Origin of the sequence: Novosphingobium sp. CF614 (genome assembly GCF_900113255.1) — a bacterium.
GTDB lineage: Bacteria > Pseudomonadota > Alphaproteobacteria > Sphingomonadales > Sphingomonadaceae > Novosphingobium.
Genome location: NZ_FOOR01000024.1, coordinates 24896 through 39945, shown reverse-complemented (window position 1 = coordinate 39945; position 15050 = coordinate 24896). Strand labels below are relative to the sequence as shown.

14 protein-coding genes, 2 tRNA genes and 1 pseudogene are annotated in these 15050 nt (G+C 65.3%); 5 read left to right on the top strand and 12 right to left on the bottom strand.

The window, feature by feature from the left end:
• Positions 1-84: 84 nt before the first annotated feature.
• From BM052_RS17070 to recJ, 4 genes are all read right to left on the bottom strand, one after another.
• Positions 85-615 carry a tyrosine-type recombinase/integrase gene (locus tag BM052_RS17070; RefSeq protein WP_255406227.1) on the bottom strand — a complete coding sequence of 177 codons (531 nt, stop codon included), beginning with the start codon at positions 613-615 and terminating at the stop codon, positions 85-87.
• Positions 616-778: 163 nt separating this feature from the next.
• A tRNA-Glu gene (locus BM052_RS17065) sits at positions 779-854 on the bottom strand.
• 35 nt (positions 855-889) lie between these two features.
• Positions 890-965, bottom strand: a tRNA-Glu gene (locus BM052_RS17060).
• A 92-nt stretch (positions 966-1057) separates the two neighbouring features.
• Positions 1058-2845, bottom strand: coding sequence for a single-stranded-DNA-specific exonuclease RecJ (recJ, locus tag BM052_RS17055; protein ID WP_091148827.1), 1788 nt, complete (start codon positions 2843-2845; stop codon positions 1058-1060).
• A 70-nt stretch (positions 2846-2915) separates the two neighbouring features.
• Between recJ and BM052_RS17050 the strand changes: the two genes are divergently transcribed.
• From BM052_RS17050 to BM052_RS20320, 3 genes and pseudogenes are all read left to right on the top strand, one after another.
• Complete coding sequence (locus BM052_RS17050) at positions 2916-3389, top strand: flavodoxin family protein (protein ID WP_255406226.1); 474 nt, start codon at positions 2916-2918, stop codon at positions 3387-3389.
• 59 nt (positions 3390-3448) lie between these two features.
• Positions 3449-4252, top strand: coding sequence for a hypothetical protein (locus BM052_RS17045; protein WP_255406225.1), 804 nt, complete (start codon positions 3449-3451; stop codon positions 4250-4252).
• Positions 4228-4548 (top strand): annotated as a pseudogene (locus tag BM052_RS20320) (AHH domain-containing protein); the annotation flags it as partial. The gene BM052_RS17045 and the pseudogene BM052_RS20320, both read left to right, overlap by 25 nt.
• 239 nt (positions 4549-4787) lie before the next feature.
• On the opposite strand, the gene BM052_RS17035 reads toward BM052_RS20320, so the two are convergent.
• The 8 genes from BM052_RS17035 to miaA form a co-directional block, all read right to left on the bottom strand.
• Positions 4788-5750 carry an NAD(P)H-dependent flavin oxidoreductase gene (locus tag BM052_RS17035; protein WP_091148826.1) on the bottom strand — a complete coding sequence of 321 codons (963 nt, stop codon included), beginning with the start codon at positions 5748-5750 and terminating at the stop codon, positions 4788-4790.
• Between the two features lie 9 nt (positions 5751-5759).
• Entirely contained in the window at positions 5760-7427 is a 1668-nt protein-coding gene (gene leuA / locus BM052_RS17030) for a 2-isopropylmalate synthase (RefSeq protein ID WP_091148825.1), read from the bottom strand.
• 220 nt (positions 7428-7647) lie between these two features.
• Positions 7648-7968: an I78 family peptidase inhibitor gene (locus tag BM052_RS17025; RefSeq protein ID WP_091148823.1), complete on the bottom strand. Its 321-nt coding sequence runs from the start codon at positions 7966-7968 to the stop codon at positions 7648-7650.
• A gap of 1 nt (position 7969) precedes the next feature.
• Positions 7970-8695, bottom strand: coding sequence for a YceI family protein (locus BM052_RS17020; protein WP_091148822.1), 726 nt, complete (start codon positions 8693-8695; stop codon positions 7970-7972).
• A gap of 105 nt (positions 8696-8800) precedes the next feature.
• Positions 8801-9820 (bottom strand): ketol-acid reductoisomerase, encoded by a 1020-nt coding sequence (gene ilvC, locus BM052_RS17015; RefSeq protein WP_091148820.1) that lies wholly within the window; start codon positions 9818-9820, stop codon positions 8801-8803.
• A 109-nt stretch (positions 9821-9929) separates the two neighbouring features.
• Positions 9930-10448 carry an acetolactate synthase small subunit gene (ilvN, locus tag BM052_RS17010; RefSeq protein ID WP_091148819.1) on the bottom strand — a complete coding sequence of 173 codons (519 nt, stop codon included), beginning with the start codon at positions 10446-10448 and terminating at the stop codon, positions 9930-9932.
• Positions 10449-10474: 26 nt separating this feature from the next.
• Positions 10475-12217 carry a biosynthetic-type acetolactate synthase large subunit gene (ilvB, locus tag BM052_RS17005; protein WP_091148817.1) on the bottom strand — a complete coding sequence of 581 codons (1743 nt, stop codon included), beginning with the start codon at positions 12215-12217 and terminating at the stop codon, positions 10475-10477.
• Positions 12218-12451: 234 nt separating this feature from the next.
• A complete protein-coding gene (gene miaA / locus BM052_RS17000; RefSeq protein ID WP_091148816.1) occupies positions 12452-13438 on the bottom strand; it encodes a tRNA (adenosine(37)-N6)-dimethylallyltransferase MiaA in 987 nt (328 codons plus the stop codon).
• On the opposite strand from miaA, the gene serB reads away from it, so the two are divergent.
• Together serB and BM052_RS16990 are read left to right on the top strand one after the other, a co-directional pair.
• On the top strand, positions 13431-14312 hold the full coding sequence (gene serB / locus BM052_RS16995) for a phosphoserine phosphatase SerB (protein ID WP_091148835.1): 882 nt from the start codon (positions 13431-13433) through the stop codon (positions 14310-14312). The genes miaA and serB overlap by 8 nt on opposite strands.
• 37 nt (positions 14313-14349) lie before the next feature.
• On the top strand, positions 14350-14982 hold the full coding sequence (locus BM052_RS16990; protein WP_255406224.1) for a DUF1345 domain-containing protein: 633 nt from the start codon (positions 14350-14352) through the stop codon (positions 14980-14982).
• Positions 14983-15050 lie beyond the last annotated feature (68 nt).

Genomic DNA, 15050 nt, shown 5'->3' with positions numbered 1-15050 from the left:
TCGATGCATGCGAACAGGCCTGGAATTTCATCGCCAATGACCCACAACGCATCGCATCAATCGGTACCAGAGCATGGGCATGGGTCAAAGACTAAGGCCCTTGGTATCATAGCGGCCCTTGCCCTCCATCTTGCGGAGCATGACCAAAAGCTCTTGCGCGGAGATGGAAGCGATCGGGCGCTTGCCGATGGTCCCGTTGATGAAGTCCAGCAGCCAGCGCAGTTTCTTCATGGTGACGGCGGACCGCCCTTCGCGTTCGACCTTCACCAGCCATTCGTCGGCCACTGCCTTGAAGCTGTTGGACGCCGAGACGGCGGCGGCGACCTTTTCCAGCTTGATCTGCTCGCCCGGATCGTCACCGCGCGCCAGAACCTTTCGGGCGGCGTCGCGCTGCTCGCGAGCTTCCGCAAGGCTGGTATCGGGATAGACGCCAAAGGCCAGCGTCTTTTGCTTGCCGAGGTGGCGATAGTTCATCCGCCAATAGCGTCCGCCATTGGGGGTGACATACAGGAACAGCCCGTCGCCGTCGGTGAGCTTATAGGGCTTTGCGCGGCCCTTGGCGTTTTTGATCGCAACAGCGGTAAGTCCTGCCCTAAGCCTGGTCGAAGAGGCCATGATGGTATCTCCTGATCGGGGAGGGCCGCGCTACCATCAGATATACCATCAAAGTGGTGGTATCCGATGGAACGCAAGCGCTCCGTATGGGATACCTGTACCACGAAAACCCCCAGAAATCAGCCGGTTATGGCATCTCCTGAAACCCTCTGGGAGAGGATTTTGGTGACCCCTACGGGAATCGAACCCGTGTTTCAGCCGTGAGAGGGCCGCGTCCTAGACCGCTAGACGAAGGGGCCGTTAGGCCATTTTATGACTGCCGGGACAGGCTGCTTGGTGACCCCTACGGGAATCGAACCCGTGTTTCAGCCGTGAAAGGGCCGCGTCCTAGACCGCTAGACGAAGGGGCCGTTCCGTGCAGTGCCGGAAGGCAGGACCGGCCCTCTAGCGGCGGGTCGCGGGGGGGTCAAGCCCCTGGTGAGAGATAAAATCCACTCCGTCTTCAGTCGGCGAAAGCGGCGTCATCGAGGTGGAGTTCGGCCTGCGGGCGGTTGCCCCAGTCGTCGATCTTCGCGCGGCCGGCCAACCACAGGCGCCGTCCCTGCGAGCCGTGAAGCAGGGTCTGACCCATCTCGGTTTCGGCCGCGCGGAACGCCATGGCCTTGAAGCGACCATTGTCCGGGCCGCCGACGATCAGCCGCAAGTGATCGGCGCCGACCACGTCGGCCTTGATGATCCGCACTGGGCCCACCGCCAGGCGCGGTCCGGGCCAGCCCATGCCGAAAGGGCCGGCGCTTTCCAGCGTCTCGACCAGTTTCGGCGTCAGCCCGCCGGGCGCGAGCGCGAGGTCGAGCAGCATGGCCTGGTTGGCGCTCGCCCGCGAAACGTCGTTGGCGAGCAGCGAATCGAGCCATTCCGCCAATGCCTCCAGCTTGTCGGGCGCGACCGTCAGGCCGGCCGCCATGGCGTGGCCGCCTCCCGCCAGAAGCATTCCCGCCTCGCGCGCGGCGATGATCGCCGCGCCCAGGTCCACGCCGGTTATCGACCGCCCGGAGCCCTTTCCATGCCCCGCCTCGTCGGCGTCGAGGGCTATGACCAGCGTCGGTTTGCCGGTCTTTTCCTTGATCCGGCCAGCGACGATGCCGATGACGCCCGGATGCCAGCCCCTGCCAGCGAGCACGAGCACTGCACGGTTGTGCTGGCGATCGATCTGCGCCTCGGCCGCTTCCTGGACCATCTGCTCGATGGTGCGGCGCTCTTCGTTGAGGCGCGAAAGCTGGCTGGCGATTTCGCGCGCCTCGTCGGGATCGGTGGTTGTCAGGAGGCGCACGCCAAGTGTGGATTCGCCTACGCGCCCCCCGGCATTGATGCGCGGGCCGAGGGCGAAGCCGAGGTCGCTGCAGATCGGCGCGCGGCCCAGGCGGCTGGCGTCGATGAGGGCCGACATGCCGACGTTGTCGCGCCGGGCCATGACCTTGAGTCCCTGCGCCACGAGCGCGCGGTTGAGTCCATGGAGCGCGGCGACGTCGGCCACGGTGCCAAGCGCGACAAGATCGAGCAGGGCGAAGAGGTCCGGCTCGGCCCTGGTCTTGAAATAGCCGCGTCCGCGCAGCGTGCGCACGGTCGCCACCGCCAGCAGGAAGGCGACGCCGACGGCGGCGAGATGGCCGTGCGCGGCGGCCAGCGTACTTTCATCCAGGCGGTTGGGATTGACCAGCGCCGCCGCGCGGGGCAGTTCGTGCGCGCACTTGTGATGGTCCACGACGATCACGTCGACCCCGGCTTCATGCGCCATTTCAAGCGCCTCGTGGGCCATGGCGCCGCAATCGACAGTGACGATCAGGCTCGATCCCCCGCCGGCGATCCGCACCAGCGCCTCGCCGGACGGGCCGTAGCCCTCCAGCAGACGATCGGGAATGTAGTAGCGTGCCTCCTGCCCCAGGCGGCGCAGCAGCAGGATCAGGAGCGCGGCGCTGGTTGCGCCGTCCACATCGTAGTCGCCGTAGATGGTGACGGTCTCGCTGGTCAGTACCGCCTGGGCCAGACGGTCGGCGGCGGCATCCATGTCGCGGAATTCGGAAGGATCGGGCAGGAAGGCGCGCAGCGATGGCTTGCGGTGCCGTTCCAGGTCATCGCGCGTGACTCCGCGCGAAAGCAGGAGCTGGGTGACGATATCGTCCTCCAGCCCCGCCGGACCGTCAGACAGGTCCATGTTGCCGCCGCGCCATTGCCAGGCCTTGCCTGTCAGCGAACGGTCGATGCCGAAAACGGAAGCGGGTCGCGAAGCCATGGCTATCCGGTTAGACTACCTCGCGCGGGCCGGAAAGGGCGGCGCGAAGTAAGCTGAGGAGAGCCACGCGATGCTTGCGATCATCTGGCATAGCCGCACCGGCGCCGCCCGGGCGATGGCCGAGGCGGTCCATCGCGGCGCCGGCCGGGCCTCGCGGCTGATCGCGGCCGGCGATGCCGACCCGCGGGACCTGCTCGATGCGCGGGGCTATGTCTTCGCCTGCCCGGAAAACCTCGCCTCGATGTCGGGACTGATGAAGGAAATGTTTGACCGCTGCTATTATCCGCTGCTGGGCCGGATCGAGGGTCGGCCATACGCCACCGTGATCGCGGCGGGTTCGGATGGCCATGGGGCGCAGGCACAGATCGACCGAATCGTCACCGGCTGGCGCTTGCGGCGTATCGCCGAACCGCTGGTCGTCAATCTCGGAGCGCAGACCCCCGGGCAGATCCTCGCGGAAAAGATCGTTCCCGGGCCCGCCCTGGAAGCATGCCGGGAATTGGGAATGGCCTTCGCGGAGGGGCTTTCGCTCGGAATCTTCTGAGTGCTTGCGGCGCGGCGGTCACGGCCCCTGCAAACGGACTCGACGCGACCCCGGGAATCGTGCCTATACGCGTTTCGGTCCAACCGATTGCGGAGAAATTCGAACTGCCCGGTAGCAAGGAGCAGGATGCGCGGCGTGCCGGACTCTCGCTGCTGTTTGCCGCGGGCGGGCGCCCGACGGTGGACGATATCGCGCATCTGCTGGATTCACCCCAGTCCGGCATTCCGGCCCGTGTCAGCCATCGTCCGGCAGAGGCGGAAGGCTGGGCGGAAATCCTGGTCAGTGGACTGACTTTCGATCTTCGCGGTCTCTCGCCGGCCGATCCTGCCCGGTTCGACGCGGCGCTGCACGCCTACGGATTCGAAGGCTCGCCTCCGGGGGACGAACTGGAAGCGGTGGAACTGGTGCCGTCGGGGCATATCGCTGCCGGTGCGGGGTTGCGGCCGGTTGTGCGTACGCTCGTCAGCCTCGCGGCGAACCTGGCGCTGCGCCTGCCGATGGCGGCGGTGGCCTGGTATCCGGCGCGCACGGTGATGGAGCCGCGCTACTTTTCACGGACCGCATTCAACTGGTTGTCCGGCGGTGCCTTTCCCGCGCTGGGCCTCACCGCGTTGGTTCCCGCCGACGATGGGAGCATTGCCAGCGCCGGCCTGTCGCACTTCATCGGGCAGGAGCTTCGGCTGGAAGGCCGCGAGGGCGAAACGCGGGCCGAGGCCGTGAAGCTCGCCATCCGCGTGGTCGACTACCTGATGCGCCAGGGCCCGTTGACCGAACCCCAAGTGATCGAAGGCGGGGAGGGCGGCTTGCTCGCGGAGCCGTCGCAAGTGGGGAACCTGGTCTGGGTCTGGCGCAAGCGGGCCTGACTGGCGGACGGGAACTGCGGTCCTATCTGTCCTTTCGCGCGGTCAACCGCAGGGGGCGGCCCGATTTCGACCCCGGCCTGCAACGCCATCACTTGCTGCCCCGGCAATTGCTGGGCAACACCTCGTTTTCGCGCATGTTCTCGGCGCTTGGCGAGAAGCGCCATCGCTTCGATGACTTTCGCGAAAATGGTCTTCTGCTGCCCTGCGACGAGCAGGCGGCGATCCGCCTGGGATTGCCGCTGCATCGCGGCCCGCATTGGCATTACAGCGCACTCGTGATCGAGCGAGTGGGCCGGATCGAAGGGGCATGGGCCCGGATGCGGCCCCGCGCGCCGGAAGGCGCCGCCATGGAGGCGCGCATGCGCCTGGGCCTGCTGCAACGCGCGCTGCGTCGTTTCCTGTTCGATCGCCGCAGGCACCGATTGGTGCTCAACCGCCGGGACCCGCTGGGTGCGGGCACGGACTTCTCCGATCTCGATGCCGTGGCCGAGGCGTTGTGGGATGCGACCGGACCGGTCCAGGGCGACGCGGCGTTTCAGTCCACGCGGGTGGCCATGCCGATCCGGCCGAGCAGTTCGTCCTGGGCGGACATGTACTGCGCCAGCAGCGCGGCCACGCGATCGGCTACCGGTTCGATCGCCCGGATCGCCCCGATGCCCTGGCCGGAGCCCCAGATGTCCTTCCAGGCCTTGGCTTCGAGGCTTCCGCCCGAACCGAAGTCCATCTGGCCCTTGTCTCCATGGGGCAGGTTGTCCGGGTCCATGCCGGCGGCCGCGATCGAGGGCCGCAGGTAATTGCCGTGCACGCCCGTGAACAGGTTGGAGTACACGATGTCTGCGGCGCTGCCGTCAACGATGGCCTGCTTGTAGGGTTCCACCGCATTGGCTTCGGGCGTGGCGATCCAGGGCGTGCCGATATAAGCGAAGTCGGCGCCCATGGCCTGTGCGGCAAGGATCGAGCGACCGCAGGCGATCGCGCCGGACAGCGCCACCGGCCCGTCGAACCAGGCGCGGATTTCCTGCATCAGCGCGAAGGGGGACTGCGAACCGGCATGGCCGCCGGCGCCGGCGGCCACCGCGATGAGCCCGTCGGCGCCCTTTTCGATGGCTTTGCGCGCGAAGCTGTTGTCGATGACGTCATGAAGCACCAGGCCGCCCCAGCCATGCACGGCGGCGTTGACTTCCGTATTGGCGCCCAGCGAGGTGATGACGAGCGGTACTTTCCACTTTTCCAGGGTTGCGAGGTCTTCCTGCAACCGGGAATTGGTTCGGTGCACGATCAGGTTGACCGCGAAGGGGGCATCGCAACCTTGCGTCGCTGCGGTGATGCGGTGCAGCCATTCGTCGAGCTGGCTCGCGGGTCGCGCGTTGAGCGCCGGGAAGCTGCCGACGATCCCCGCGCGGACTTGCGCGATGACCAGATCGGGGCCCGAGACGATGAACATCGGCGCGGCGATCACCGGCAGGCGAAGGGACCGGAAAGGCGCGGGCAGAGGCATTTCTCGGCCCTAGACCGCGTTCGCCGCGCTGAGTACCGCACGCACGCTGGCGGTGGCGACGTCTTCGTCGATGCCAACGCCCCATATCGTGCGGCCCTCGGCGGTGATGCATTCGACATAGGCGGCCGCGCGGGCGTCAGAGCTTTGGCCCATCGAGTGCTCGGCATAGTCGCGCACTTCAAGCTCCACACCGAAAGTCCCGGCGAGCGTCGCCACGACCGAGGAAATCAAGCCGTTGCCGCGTCCGGAAACCGACTGTTCCTGCCCGTCGACGCCGATCTTGCCGGCAAAGACGCGGCTGCCGTCGGGCGCACGCCCTTCGTCCCAGTCGATCAGCTGGAAGCGCTGGGGCTCGTCCAGGCGGTAGGTCTTGCGGAACACCTCCCAGATATCGTTGGCATAGAGTTCGCGGCCCAGTTCGTCGGCCAGGTTCTGCACGTGCTTGGAGAAATGCGCCTGCATCCGCTTGGGCAGCTTCAGGCCCTGGTCCTGTTCGATCACCCAGGCGAAACCGCCCTTGCCGGACTGCGAATTGACGCGGATCACCGCTTCGTAGTTGCGGCCCAGGTCCGCGGGGTCGATCGGCAGGTAGGGAACGGCCCAGAGCTGGTCGTTGCGCTGTTCCTGGGCGGCGAAGCCCTTCTTGATCGCGTCCTGGTGACTGCCCGAAAAGGCGGTGAAGACCAGTTCGCCGCCATAAGGATGGCGCTCCGGCACCTTGAGCTGGTTGCAATATTCAACGGTCTGGATGACTTCGTCGATGTCAGAGAAATCCAGTTTTGAATCAATGCCCTGTGTATACATGTTGAGGGCGATAGTCACCAGGCAGCAGTTGCCCGTGCGCTCGCCGTTGCCGAACAGGCAGCCCTCGACGCGATCGGCGCCGGCCATCAGGCCCAGTTCGGCTGCGGCCACGCCGGTGCCGCGATCGTTGTGGGTGTGCAGCGAGATGACGGCGCTTTCGCGGTTCGGCAGGTTACGACAGAAATACTCGATCTGGTCGGCATAGATGTTGGGCGTTGCCGCTTCGACCGTTGCCGGCAGGTTGAGAATGATCGGCCGCTCCGGCGTCGGCTGGAGCACTTCCATCACCGCCTGGCAACATTCGATCGAGAAATCGAGTTCGGCGGTCGAGAACGTCTCGGGGCTGTACTCGAAATGCCATTCGGTCTGCGGATACTTCGCCGCCTGGTCACGCAGGACTTTCGCCCCGTTCACCGCGATCTGGCGCACTTCGGATTGCTCCATGCCGAAGACGACCTGGCGCCACAACGGCGAAACCGCATTGTAGAGGTGGACGATGGCGGCGTGCGCACCGGCCAGGCTTTCGAAGGAGCGCTCGATCAGGTCCTGGCGCGACTGGGTCAGCACCTGGACCAGCACGTCGTCGGGGATGCGGCCGGTATCCACCAGGCCGCGGATGAAGTCGAATTCGGTCGCGCCTGCGCTGGGGAAGCCGACTTCGATTTCCTTGAGTCCGACCTTGACGAGCAGGTCGAAGAAGCGGGTCTTCTTCTCGGCCCCCATCGGATCGATCAGCGCCTGGTTGCCATCGCGCAAGTCGGTGGAAAGCCAGCGCGGGGCCTTGGAGATGACGTTGGACGGCCATTGGCGATCCCGCAACTGCACTTGCGGGAAAGGGCGGTATTTGACCGAAGGGTCTTTCAGCATGGTCATGATATGGTCTCGCTCGGGAATTCTGCGCTTCAAGTATCGTCGTTCCAAGTCCCTTGAGCGCAGAGCGCGCCGACTGGACGACGCGTCACCTCACGCCCAAGGGCGGGTAAGTCGCAGAATAAGGCCAAGCCGGAGAGTCATGCATGCGCCTATGGGGTCCGGGGCACGCGTTGTAAAGGGAAAAGGCCGATTTTGGCGGCTTTTCGGACGCATGCGGGGATCAGTTGCACTTGAATTCCTTGATCGTGCCCGCATCGTCCAGGTAGATATTGAGGCGTTCGGGCCGGTAATCCATCGTCATCGCCGACCCGGGCTTGAGGACGCGGATCGGCTTGTCGCCATGCCACTGACGGATCAGGGCGAGAACTTCGTCGCTGGCGGGCTGGCCGATGTAGGCGCTTAGCTGCTCGGCCCCGCACCCTTGCGATGCGGGCGGCGGCGGTGTGGCTTGGGGTTCGGACGTCCCCGCCGCGCAACCGGCTGTGGCAAGCAGGCTGCCTGCGAGAAGCCCGGCCCATGTTGCCGTTCGTCTTGCGGACATGTCAGTTTCCTCCGGAGGCGTTTCCACCCGCGTCCTTGACGAAGGCGGCGGCGATCTTGAGATCGACCGCATCGGAAACCAACGGGATCGAGAAGTCCAGCCCGAAATCGCTGCGCTTGAGAGTACCCGTGGCCTCGAAGCCGACCAGTTCTCCGCCTCCCATCGCCTGGGGCATCGTGCCGGCGCCGTGGAAACGGACTTGAAGCGTGACGGGCCTGGTCACCCCATTGAGCGTGAGGTTGCCTGCCATTTCGGCCCGCCCGTCGCCGGTAGTCCTGACCATCGTCGAAACGAAATGGGCATCCTTGGGCGAGGGGCCGAAGAAGTCCGGCTTGCCGCCTTCCGTCGCAGGGGGCTTGAGCAGATGTTCCTTGAGACCGGGACTGGCGACGGTCACCTGGGCAACCGGGATGGTCATGGCGACCCGCGCCTGTTCCGGGCGGCTGGGGTCGACGTCAAGCGTGCCGGTTATGTCGCCGAACAGGCCGAAATATGGGGAGAAGCCGAGGTGATCGACGCTCCATTCGACCAGCGTATGGTGCGGATCCGCGATGTAGTGGCCGCCGCTCACCAACGAGGGATCGGGCTGGCCGGGTGTCGCGACGGGTGGGGCCGGTGCCGGCTCGCCTTCGGAGACCTGGGCCGGCAGCGGTGTGGAAAGCGCGAAGGCAGCGGCGAACGCCAGCGCCGGAGGAAAGACGCAAGCGGCGCCCAGCAAGCGGTTCATCAGAAATCCTCCCGTCCGTGTCGTTCCCGTTCGAACGACACGGACGGGATTTTGTTCCCAAAGGCCGCGCGAAGCAAGGCTGCTCGCGCGATCCTTTCTGGCGGTTCAGTTCTTCGACTTGTCGACGAGCTGGTTCGCCGCGATCCAGGGCATCATCGCGCGCAGCTTGGCGCCGGTCTCCTCGATCGGGTGACGCAGAGCAGCCTTGCGGGCGGCCTTGAGTTCGGGCTGGCCGGCGCGATTGTCCATCACGAAAGCCTTGACGAAGCGGCCGGACTGGATGTCGGCGAGGACGCGCTTCATTTCCTTCTTGGTCTCTTCGGTGATAATGCGCGGGCCGACAGTGATGTCGCCGTATTCGGCGGTGTTCGAGATCGAGTAGCGCATGTTGGCGATACCGCCTTCATAAAGCAGGTCGACGATCAGCTTCAGTTCGTGAAGGCATTCGAAATAGGCCATTTCCGGCGCGTAACCGGCCTCGACCAGCGTTTCGAAGCCGGCCTGGATCAGCGCGGTGGTGCCGCCGCAGAGCACGGCCTGCTCGCCGAACAGATCGGTCTCGCATTCCTCGCGGAAGTTGGTCTCGATGATGCCCGAACGTCCTCCACCGACGCCGGAGGCATAGGCAAGCGCGACATCATGGGCATTGCCGGTCACGTCCTGGTGGATCGCGACGAGGCAGGGCACGCCGCCGCCGCGCTGGTATTCGCTGCGCACGGTGTGACCCGGACCCTTGGGGGCGATCATGATGACGTCGATGTCGGCGCGCGGTTCGATCAGGCCGAAGTGGACGTTCAGGCCATGGGCGAAGGCGATCGCGGCGCCGGGCTTCAGGTTGGCATGAAGATCGTCGGCATAGATCGCGGCCTGGTGCTCGTCGGGGGCCAGGATCATCAGGATGTCGGCCCACTTCGCCGCTTCCGCGTTCGACAGCACCTTGAAGCCGGCGCCTTCGGCCTTCTTGGCCGTGGCCGAGCCTTCACGCAGCGCGATGGCGACTTCCTTGACGCCGCTGTCACGCAGGTTCTGGGCATGGGCATGGCCCTGGCTGCCGTAGCCGAGCACGGCGATCTTCTTGTCCGTGATGAGGTTGATGTCGCAATCGGCGTCGTAATAGACTTTCATCTTTCTTTCCTTCCGTCATCCCGGCGAAAACCGGGATCGCTGTCGAAATTGCGTCGGCGCTGGCGGCCAGCGGCCCCGGATCAGATCCGGGACGACGCAAACTGAGAGTTCACGCTTCCTCGGCCCCCCGGATCATGCCGACGACGCCGGTGCGGCCGACCTCGACGAGACCCAGTTCGCGCATGATGGCGACGAAGGTGTCGATCTTGTCGGGTGCGCCGGTCAGCTCGAAGATGAAGCTGGAGGTCGTGGTGTCGACCGTCTTGGCGCGAAACACGTCGGCGACGCGCAGCGCCTCCACACGCCGTTCACCGACGCCGGCCACCTTGATGAGCGCCAGTTCGCGCTGCACGTAGGGGCCAACTTCGGTGAGGTCGACGACCTTGTGCACCGGAACCAGCCGTTCCAGCTGGGCGTGGATCTGGTCGATCTGGCTCGGCGGGCCATGGGTGACAATGGTGATCCGGCTCACCGCGTGGTTCTCGGTGATGTCGGCCACTGTAAGGCTGTCGATGTTGTAGCCGCGCGCGGTGAACAGGCCTGCGATCTTGGCGAGGATGCCGGCCTCATTGTCGACCGTCACGGTCAGGACGTGCCGCTCCTCGGCCTCTTGCTTGATGTGCATCATCTGGTTGTGTCCTTGGCGGGCCGGGCTCAGACGAGCGCCTTGGCCTCATCATCCATGGTTCCGGCGACGGCATCGCCGTAGAGGATCATTTCCGTATGCGCGGCGCCCGAGGGAATCATCGGAAAGCAGTTTGATTCCTTGGCGACCAGGCAGTCGACGATGACCGGCCCGGGATGGTCGATCATCGCCTGGATGCCGGCGTCCAGCTCGCTTTCGTTCTCGATCCGGATGCCCTTCCAGCCATAGGCCTCGGCCAGCTTCACGAAGTCGGGCAGGCTGTCCGAATAGGAGTTCGAATAGCGGCTCTCGTAAGTCAGTTCCTGCCACTGGCGGACCATTCCCATCCACTCGTTGTTGAGGATGAAGACCTTCACGGGTAGGCGGTACTGCGTGGCGGTGCCCATCTCCTGGATGTTCATCTGGATGGAGGCATCGCCGGCGATATCGATGACGAGACTGTCCGGGTTGCCGCACTGCGCGCCGATCGCGGCGGGCAGGCCGTATCCCATCGTGCCCAGGCCGCCCGAGGTCAGCCATTTGTTCGGCCCGAAGAAGTGGAAATGCTGCGCCGCCCACATCTGGTGCTGGCCAACCTCGGTAGAGATGATCGGATCCTGGTCCTTCGTCAGCGCGAACAGACGCTGGATCGCCAGCTGCGGCATGATCGCATTGGCGTTGGCGGGGAACGAGAGGCTCTTCTTCTCGCGCCAGCCGTCGATGCGGGCTTTCCATTCGGTCAGGTCGCGTCCCTTGCGGGTGCCCCAGAGATCGAGGATTTGTTCGAGCACTTGCGCGCAGTCGCCCACGATCGGCAGGTCGACGGGAACCGTCTTGTTGATCGACGAGCGGTCGATATCGATGTGGATCTTCTTCGAATTCGGGGCGAAGGCATCGAGGCGGCCGGTCACGCGATCGTCGAAGCGCGCGCCGACGCAGACGATCAGGTCCGCCTGGTTCATCGCCATGTTGGCTTCGTAAGTGCCGTGCATGCCCAGCATGCCCAGCCAGTCGGCGCTGTCGGCCGGAAACGCGCCCAGGCCCATCAGCGTCGAGGTGACCGGCGCACCGGTCTTCGCCTGGAGTTCCCGCAGCAGCTGCGTCGCCCGCGGGCCGGAATTGATGACGCCGCCGCCGGTGTAGAGGATGGGCGTCTTCGCCGCGGCGATCAGCGCAACGGCCTGCTCGATCTCGGCGCTCGCGCCCTGGGTACGCGGGGCATAGCGCTGGCGTCGCTGGGCCGGCCCGTCATTCCAGATGGCGGTGGCGATCTGCACGTCCTTGGGAATGTCGATCAGCACCGGGCCGGGACGACCGGTGGTGGCGATCTGGAACGCCTCGTCGATGATGCCGGCCAGGTCGGCCGGATCCTTCACGAGGTAATTGTGCTTGGTGCAGTGGCGGGAGATGCCGACGGTATCGGCTTCCTGGAACGCGTCCGAACCGATCAGGGCAGTCGGCACCTGGCCGGTGATGACGACGAGTGGAATCGAATCCATGAAGGCATCGGCAATGCCGGTCACCGCGTTGGTCGCGCCCGGGCCCGAAGTGACGAGCACGACGCCCGGCTTGCCGGTGGAGCGCGCATAGCCTTCGGCGGCATGGGCGGCGCCGGCTTCGTGGCGGACAAGGATGTGGCGGATGCGTTCGTCGCCGAAGAGGGCATCGTAGATCGGCAGCACGGCGCCGCCAGGATAGCCGAATACGAACTCGACCCCCTGCTTGACCAGGCTTTCGACCAGGATGTTCGCGCCGCTGCGCTCTTCACTCACAACACATTCCTTTTTTCCACTCGGCCTTTTCGAATCGATCTCCGACCCGGAGCCACGGATCGTATCCGAAAACGCGCCTCCATAGAGGGAACGCCTCCGGAAACAAGTGTTTCGGAGTGCCGGGCGCTCTCTAATGAAACCGACCCGACACGACAATCGCCGTGCCGGGTCATCCTCTCCTCCCTGCGTTACTTCCATTAGCAGGTGATTGCTGCCTCTAAGGAAACAGATGTATTACGTCAACCCAAAATTATGAAATAAAATATCGCTAGTGTGACGTATGTCGAAATTTTGAAACTCGATGCGAGCCCAATCCTCGGGCGGCTGGTGGCGCAGCCAGGTATATTGCCGCTTGGCGTAATTGCGCGTCGCCTGCGATCCGCGGGCGATGGCCTCGCCCAGCGGCCATGAGCCGGCCAGGATTCCTGCAAGTTCGGGCACGCCGATCGCCCGCATCACCGGCAAGTCGGGATCGAGGCCGCGCGCCAGCAGCATCTCGACTTCGGCAAGTGCGCCGCGCTCGATCATGCGGGCGAAACGCAGGTCGCAGCGCGCATAGAGCTGCTGGCGCTCGGGCAGCAGGATCGCCGGGTAGAGAGCGACGGTCTCGCCGATGCCTCCGCCGGTCATGGCCTGCCAATGCGCGATGGGCCGGCCGGTCGAGCGTACCACTTCGAGCGCGCGCGCGATGCGTGCGGCATCGGCCGGCGCGAGCCTTGCGGCGCGTTCGGGATCCTCTGTCCGCAGCGCCGTGTAGGCCTGTTCCACCGGCAGGGCGCGAACTTCCTCGCGCACCAGGGGGTCGATTTGCGGAACCGGGGCGATGCCGTCCAGCAGGGTGCGGATATAAAGGCCGGTGCCGCCGACCAGGATCGGAACCGCGCGTTCGGCATGGATCCGCGCGATCGTCTCGCGCGCGGCGCGGGCCCAGTCGGCGGCGGAACAGCTGCGCGCACCGTCCCAGGCGCCGAACAGGCGATGTTCGATACCGCCCATCTCCTCGGTGGTGGGACGCGCGCTGAGGATGGTCAGGTCGGCGTAGACCTGCGCGCTGTCGGCGTTGACGATGACGGCGCGGCGCCCCCGGCGTTCCAGTTCCTGTCCCAGCGCGACGGCGCAATCGCTCTTGCCGCTGGCGGTCGGCCCTGCGATGAGCGCCAGCGGCGGCCGATCTCCGGCTTCGACATCGTATGGCGCATCAAGGGAATTCGTAGTGCTCATCGCCCGGCTGATAGCAGAACCGGACCATCTTTCGGCAAGACTCGAAGCCGCGAAGGCGCGGATGGAGCAGGCGGGCGTGCGGATCGCCTCGGCGGCGATGCTCGATTTCTGCGGCCAGACCATGCAGATCGCCTCGCCCGACGATGACGCGGCGGCGCTGCGCGCCGGGCTCGACGCGCATTTGGCGCCTACCGACGGCCTGGTCTGCACGGAGGAGCCGATACTTCCGCGCGTGTTCATCTCCGACATGGATTCGACCATGATCGGCCAGGAATGCATCGACGAACTGGCCGACTTCGCCGGGCTCAAGGACCGGATCGCGGCGATTACCGAGCGGGCGATGCTGGGCGAGCTCGATTTCGAGCAGGCGCTGCGCGAACGCGTCGGGTTGCTTGCCGGTCTTTCGACCGATGCCATCGACGAATGCCTCGCCACCCGTATCCGCCCGATGCCGGGAGCGAAAGTGCTGGTGGATACGCTCAAGAAACTGGGGTGCCGCACGGTGCTGGTGACCGGCGGTTTTCACCACTTCGCCGATCCGGTGGCGGCGCAGCTGGGTTTCGAACATGTGGTGGGCAATCGCCTGGAGGTGGCGGACGGCCGGCTTACCGGCGGGCTCGTCGGGGCGATCGTCGATTCGTCGGTGAAGAAGGCGACCCTGCTTGCCGAGATCGCCGCCGTGGGCGAGGGGGCCACAAGTCTTGCCACCGGCGATGGCGCCAACGATATCCCGATGCTGGAAGCGGCGACTTACGGCATCGCCTATCACGCCAAGCCCAAGGCGCGCGCCGCCGCGAACGGCTGGATCGATCGGGGAGACCTGACGAGCGTGCTGCGCCTGCTGGGCATTCCGGAGAAGGACTGGGTGAGGTAGGACAGACGGATCGTCGCACCGCATGGGGAGGGCGCAAGTGTCGGGCAGATTGAAGCATCCGCGCTACATGCTGTTCCTGGCCGTGCTTGCCGTTTCGGGCCCGGCGCTTGGCATGGTGCTGCCGACCACGCGGGCGCTTGTCGCGGCGTTCGACCTGGCCGTGTTCGCGTTTATCCTGTCCTGCGTGCCGCTGTGGCGTTGCGGCGATGCCGACGTGATCCGCCGGCAGGCGCAGCGCGACGACGCCGGCCAGGTCCTGCTGCTGTTGCTGACGGGGTTGATTAGCACGGCGGTGCTGGTGGCGCTCACCCTGCTCATCCGCGAGAAGAACCAGCTCGGCCCGGATGGAATTGCCCTGCTGCTCTGTACCTTGCTGGCCAGTTGGACTTTCACCAACCTCATTCTCGCGTTCCACTACGCGCGCCTCTATTATTCGGGCGCCAATGGGTCCGACCATGAGGGGCTGGAATTTCCGGGAAATTGCACGCCCGACTTCTCGGACTTCGTCAATTTCGCCTTCGTGATCGGCATGACTTGCCAGACCGCCGACATCGCGATCACCAAGACATCGATGCGGCGCGTCTCGACCTTTCACGGCCTTTTCGCGTTTGCTTTCAACCTGGGTATCCTGGCGCTGACGGTGAACGTGCTGGCGTCACTGAACAGCTGATACTAACCTGCATTGATAAGAACTCACCGGCTTTCCCTTGCGAGCCCGCGAAGCAATCCAGGGCAGCA

What these genes read in the sequence shown, in the direction of transcription:
- BM052_RS17070 (WP_255406227.1), bottom strand. Translation starts at nt 615, where the DNA reads ATGGCCTCTTCGACCAGGCTTAGGGCAGGACTTACCGCTGTTGCGATC.
- recJ (WP_091148827.1), bottom strand. Translation starts at nt 2,845, where the DNA reads ATGGCTTCGCGACCCGCTTCCGTTTTCGGCATCGACCGTTCGCTGACA.
- BM052_RS17050 (WP_255406226.1), top strand. Translation starts at nt 2,916, where the DNA reads ATGCTTGCGATCATCTGGCATAGCCGCACCGGCGCCGCCCGGGCGATG.
- BM052_RS17035 (WP_091148826.1), bottom strand. Translation starts at nt 5,750, where the DNA reads ATGCCTCTGCCCGCGCCTTTCCGGTCCCTTCGCCTGCCGGTGATCGCC.
- leuA (WP_091148825.1), bottom strand. Translation starts at nt 7,427, where the DNA reads ATGACCATGCTGAAAGACCCTTCGGTCAAATACCGCCCTTTCCCGCAA.
- BM052_RS17025 (WP_091148823.1), bottom strand. Translation starts at nt 7,968, where the DNA reads ATGTCCGCAAGACGAACGGCAACATGGGCCGGGCTTCTCGCAGGCAGC.
- BM052_RS17020 (WP_091148822.1), bottom strand. Translation starts at nt 8,695, where the DNA reads ATGAACCGCTTGCTGGGCGCCGCTTGCGTCTTTCCTCCGGCGCTGGCG.
- ilvC (WP_091148820.1), bottom strand. Translation starts at nt 9,820, where the DNA reads ATGAAAGTCTATTACGACGCCGATTGCGACATCAACCTCATCACGGAC.
- ilvN (WP_091148819.1), bottom strand. Translation starts at nt 10,448, where the DNA reads ATGATGCACATCAAGCAAGAGGCCGAGGAGCGGCACGTCCTGACCGTG.
- miaA (WP_091148816.1), bottom strand. Translation starts at nt 13,438, where the DNA reads ATGAGCACTACGAATTCCCTTGATGCGCCATACGATGTCGAAGCCGGA.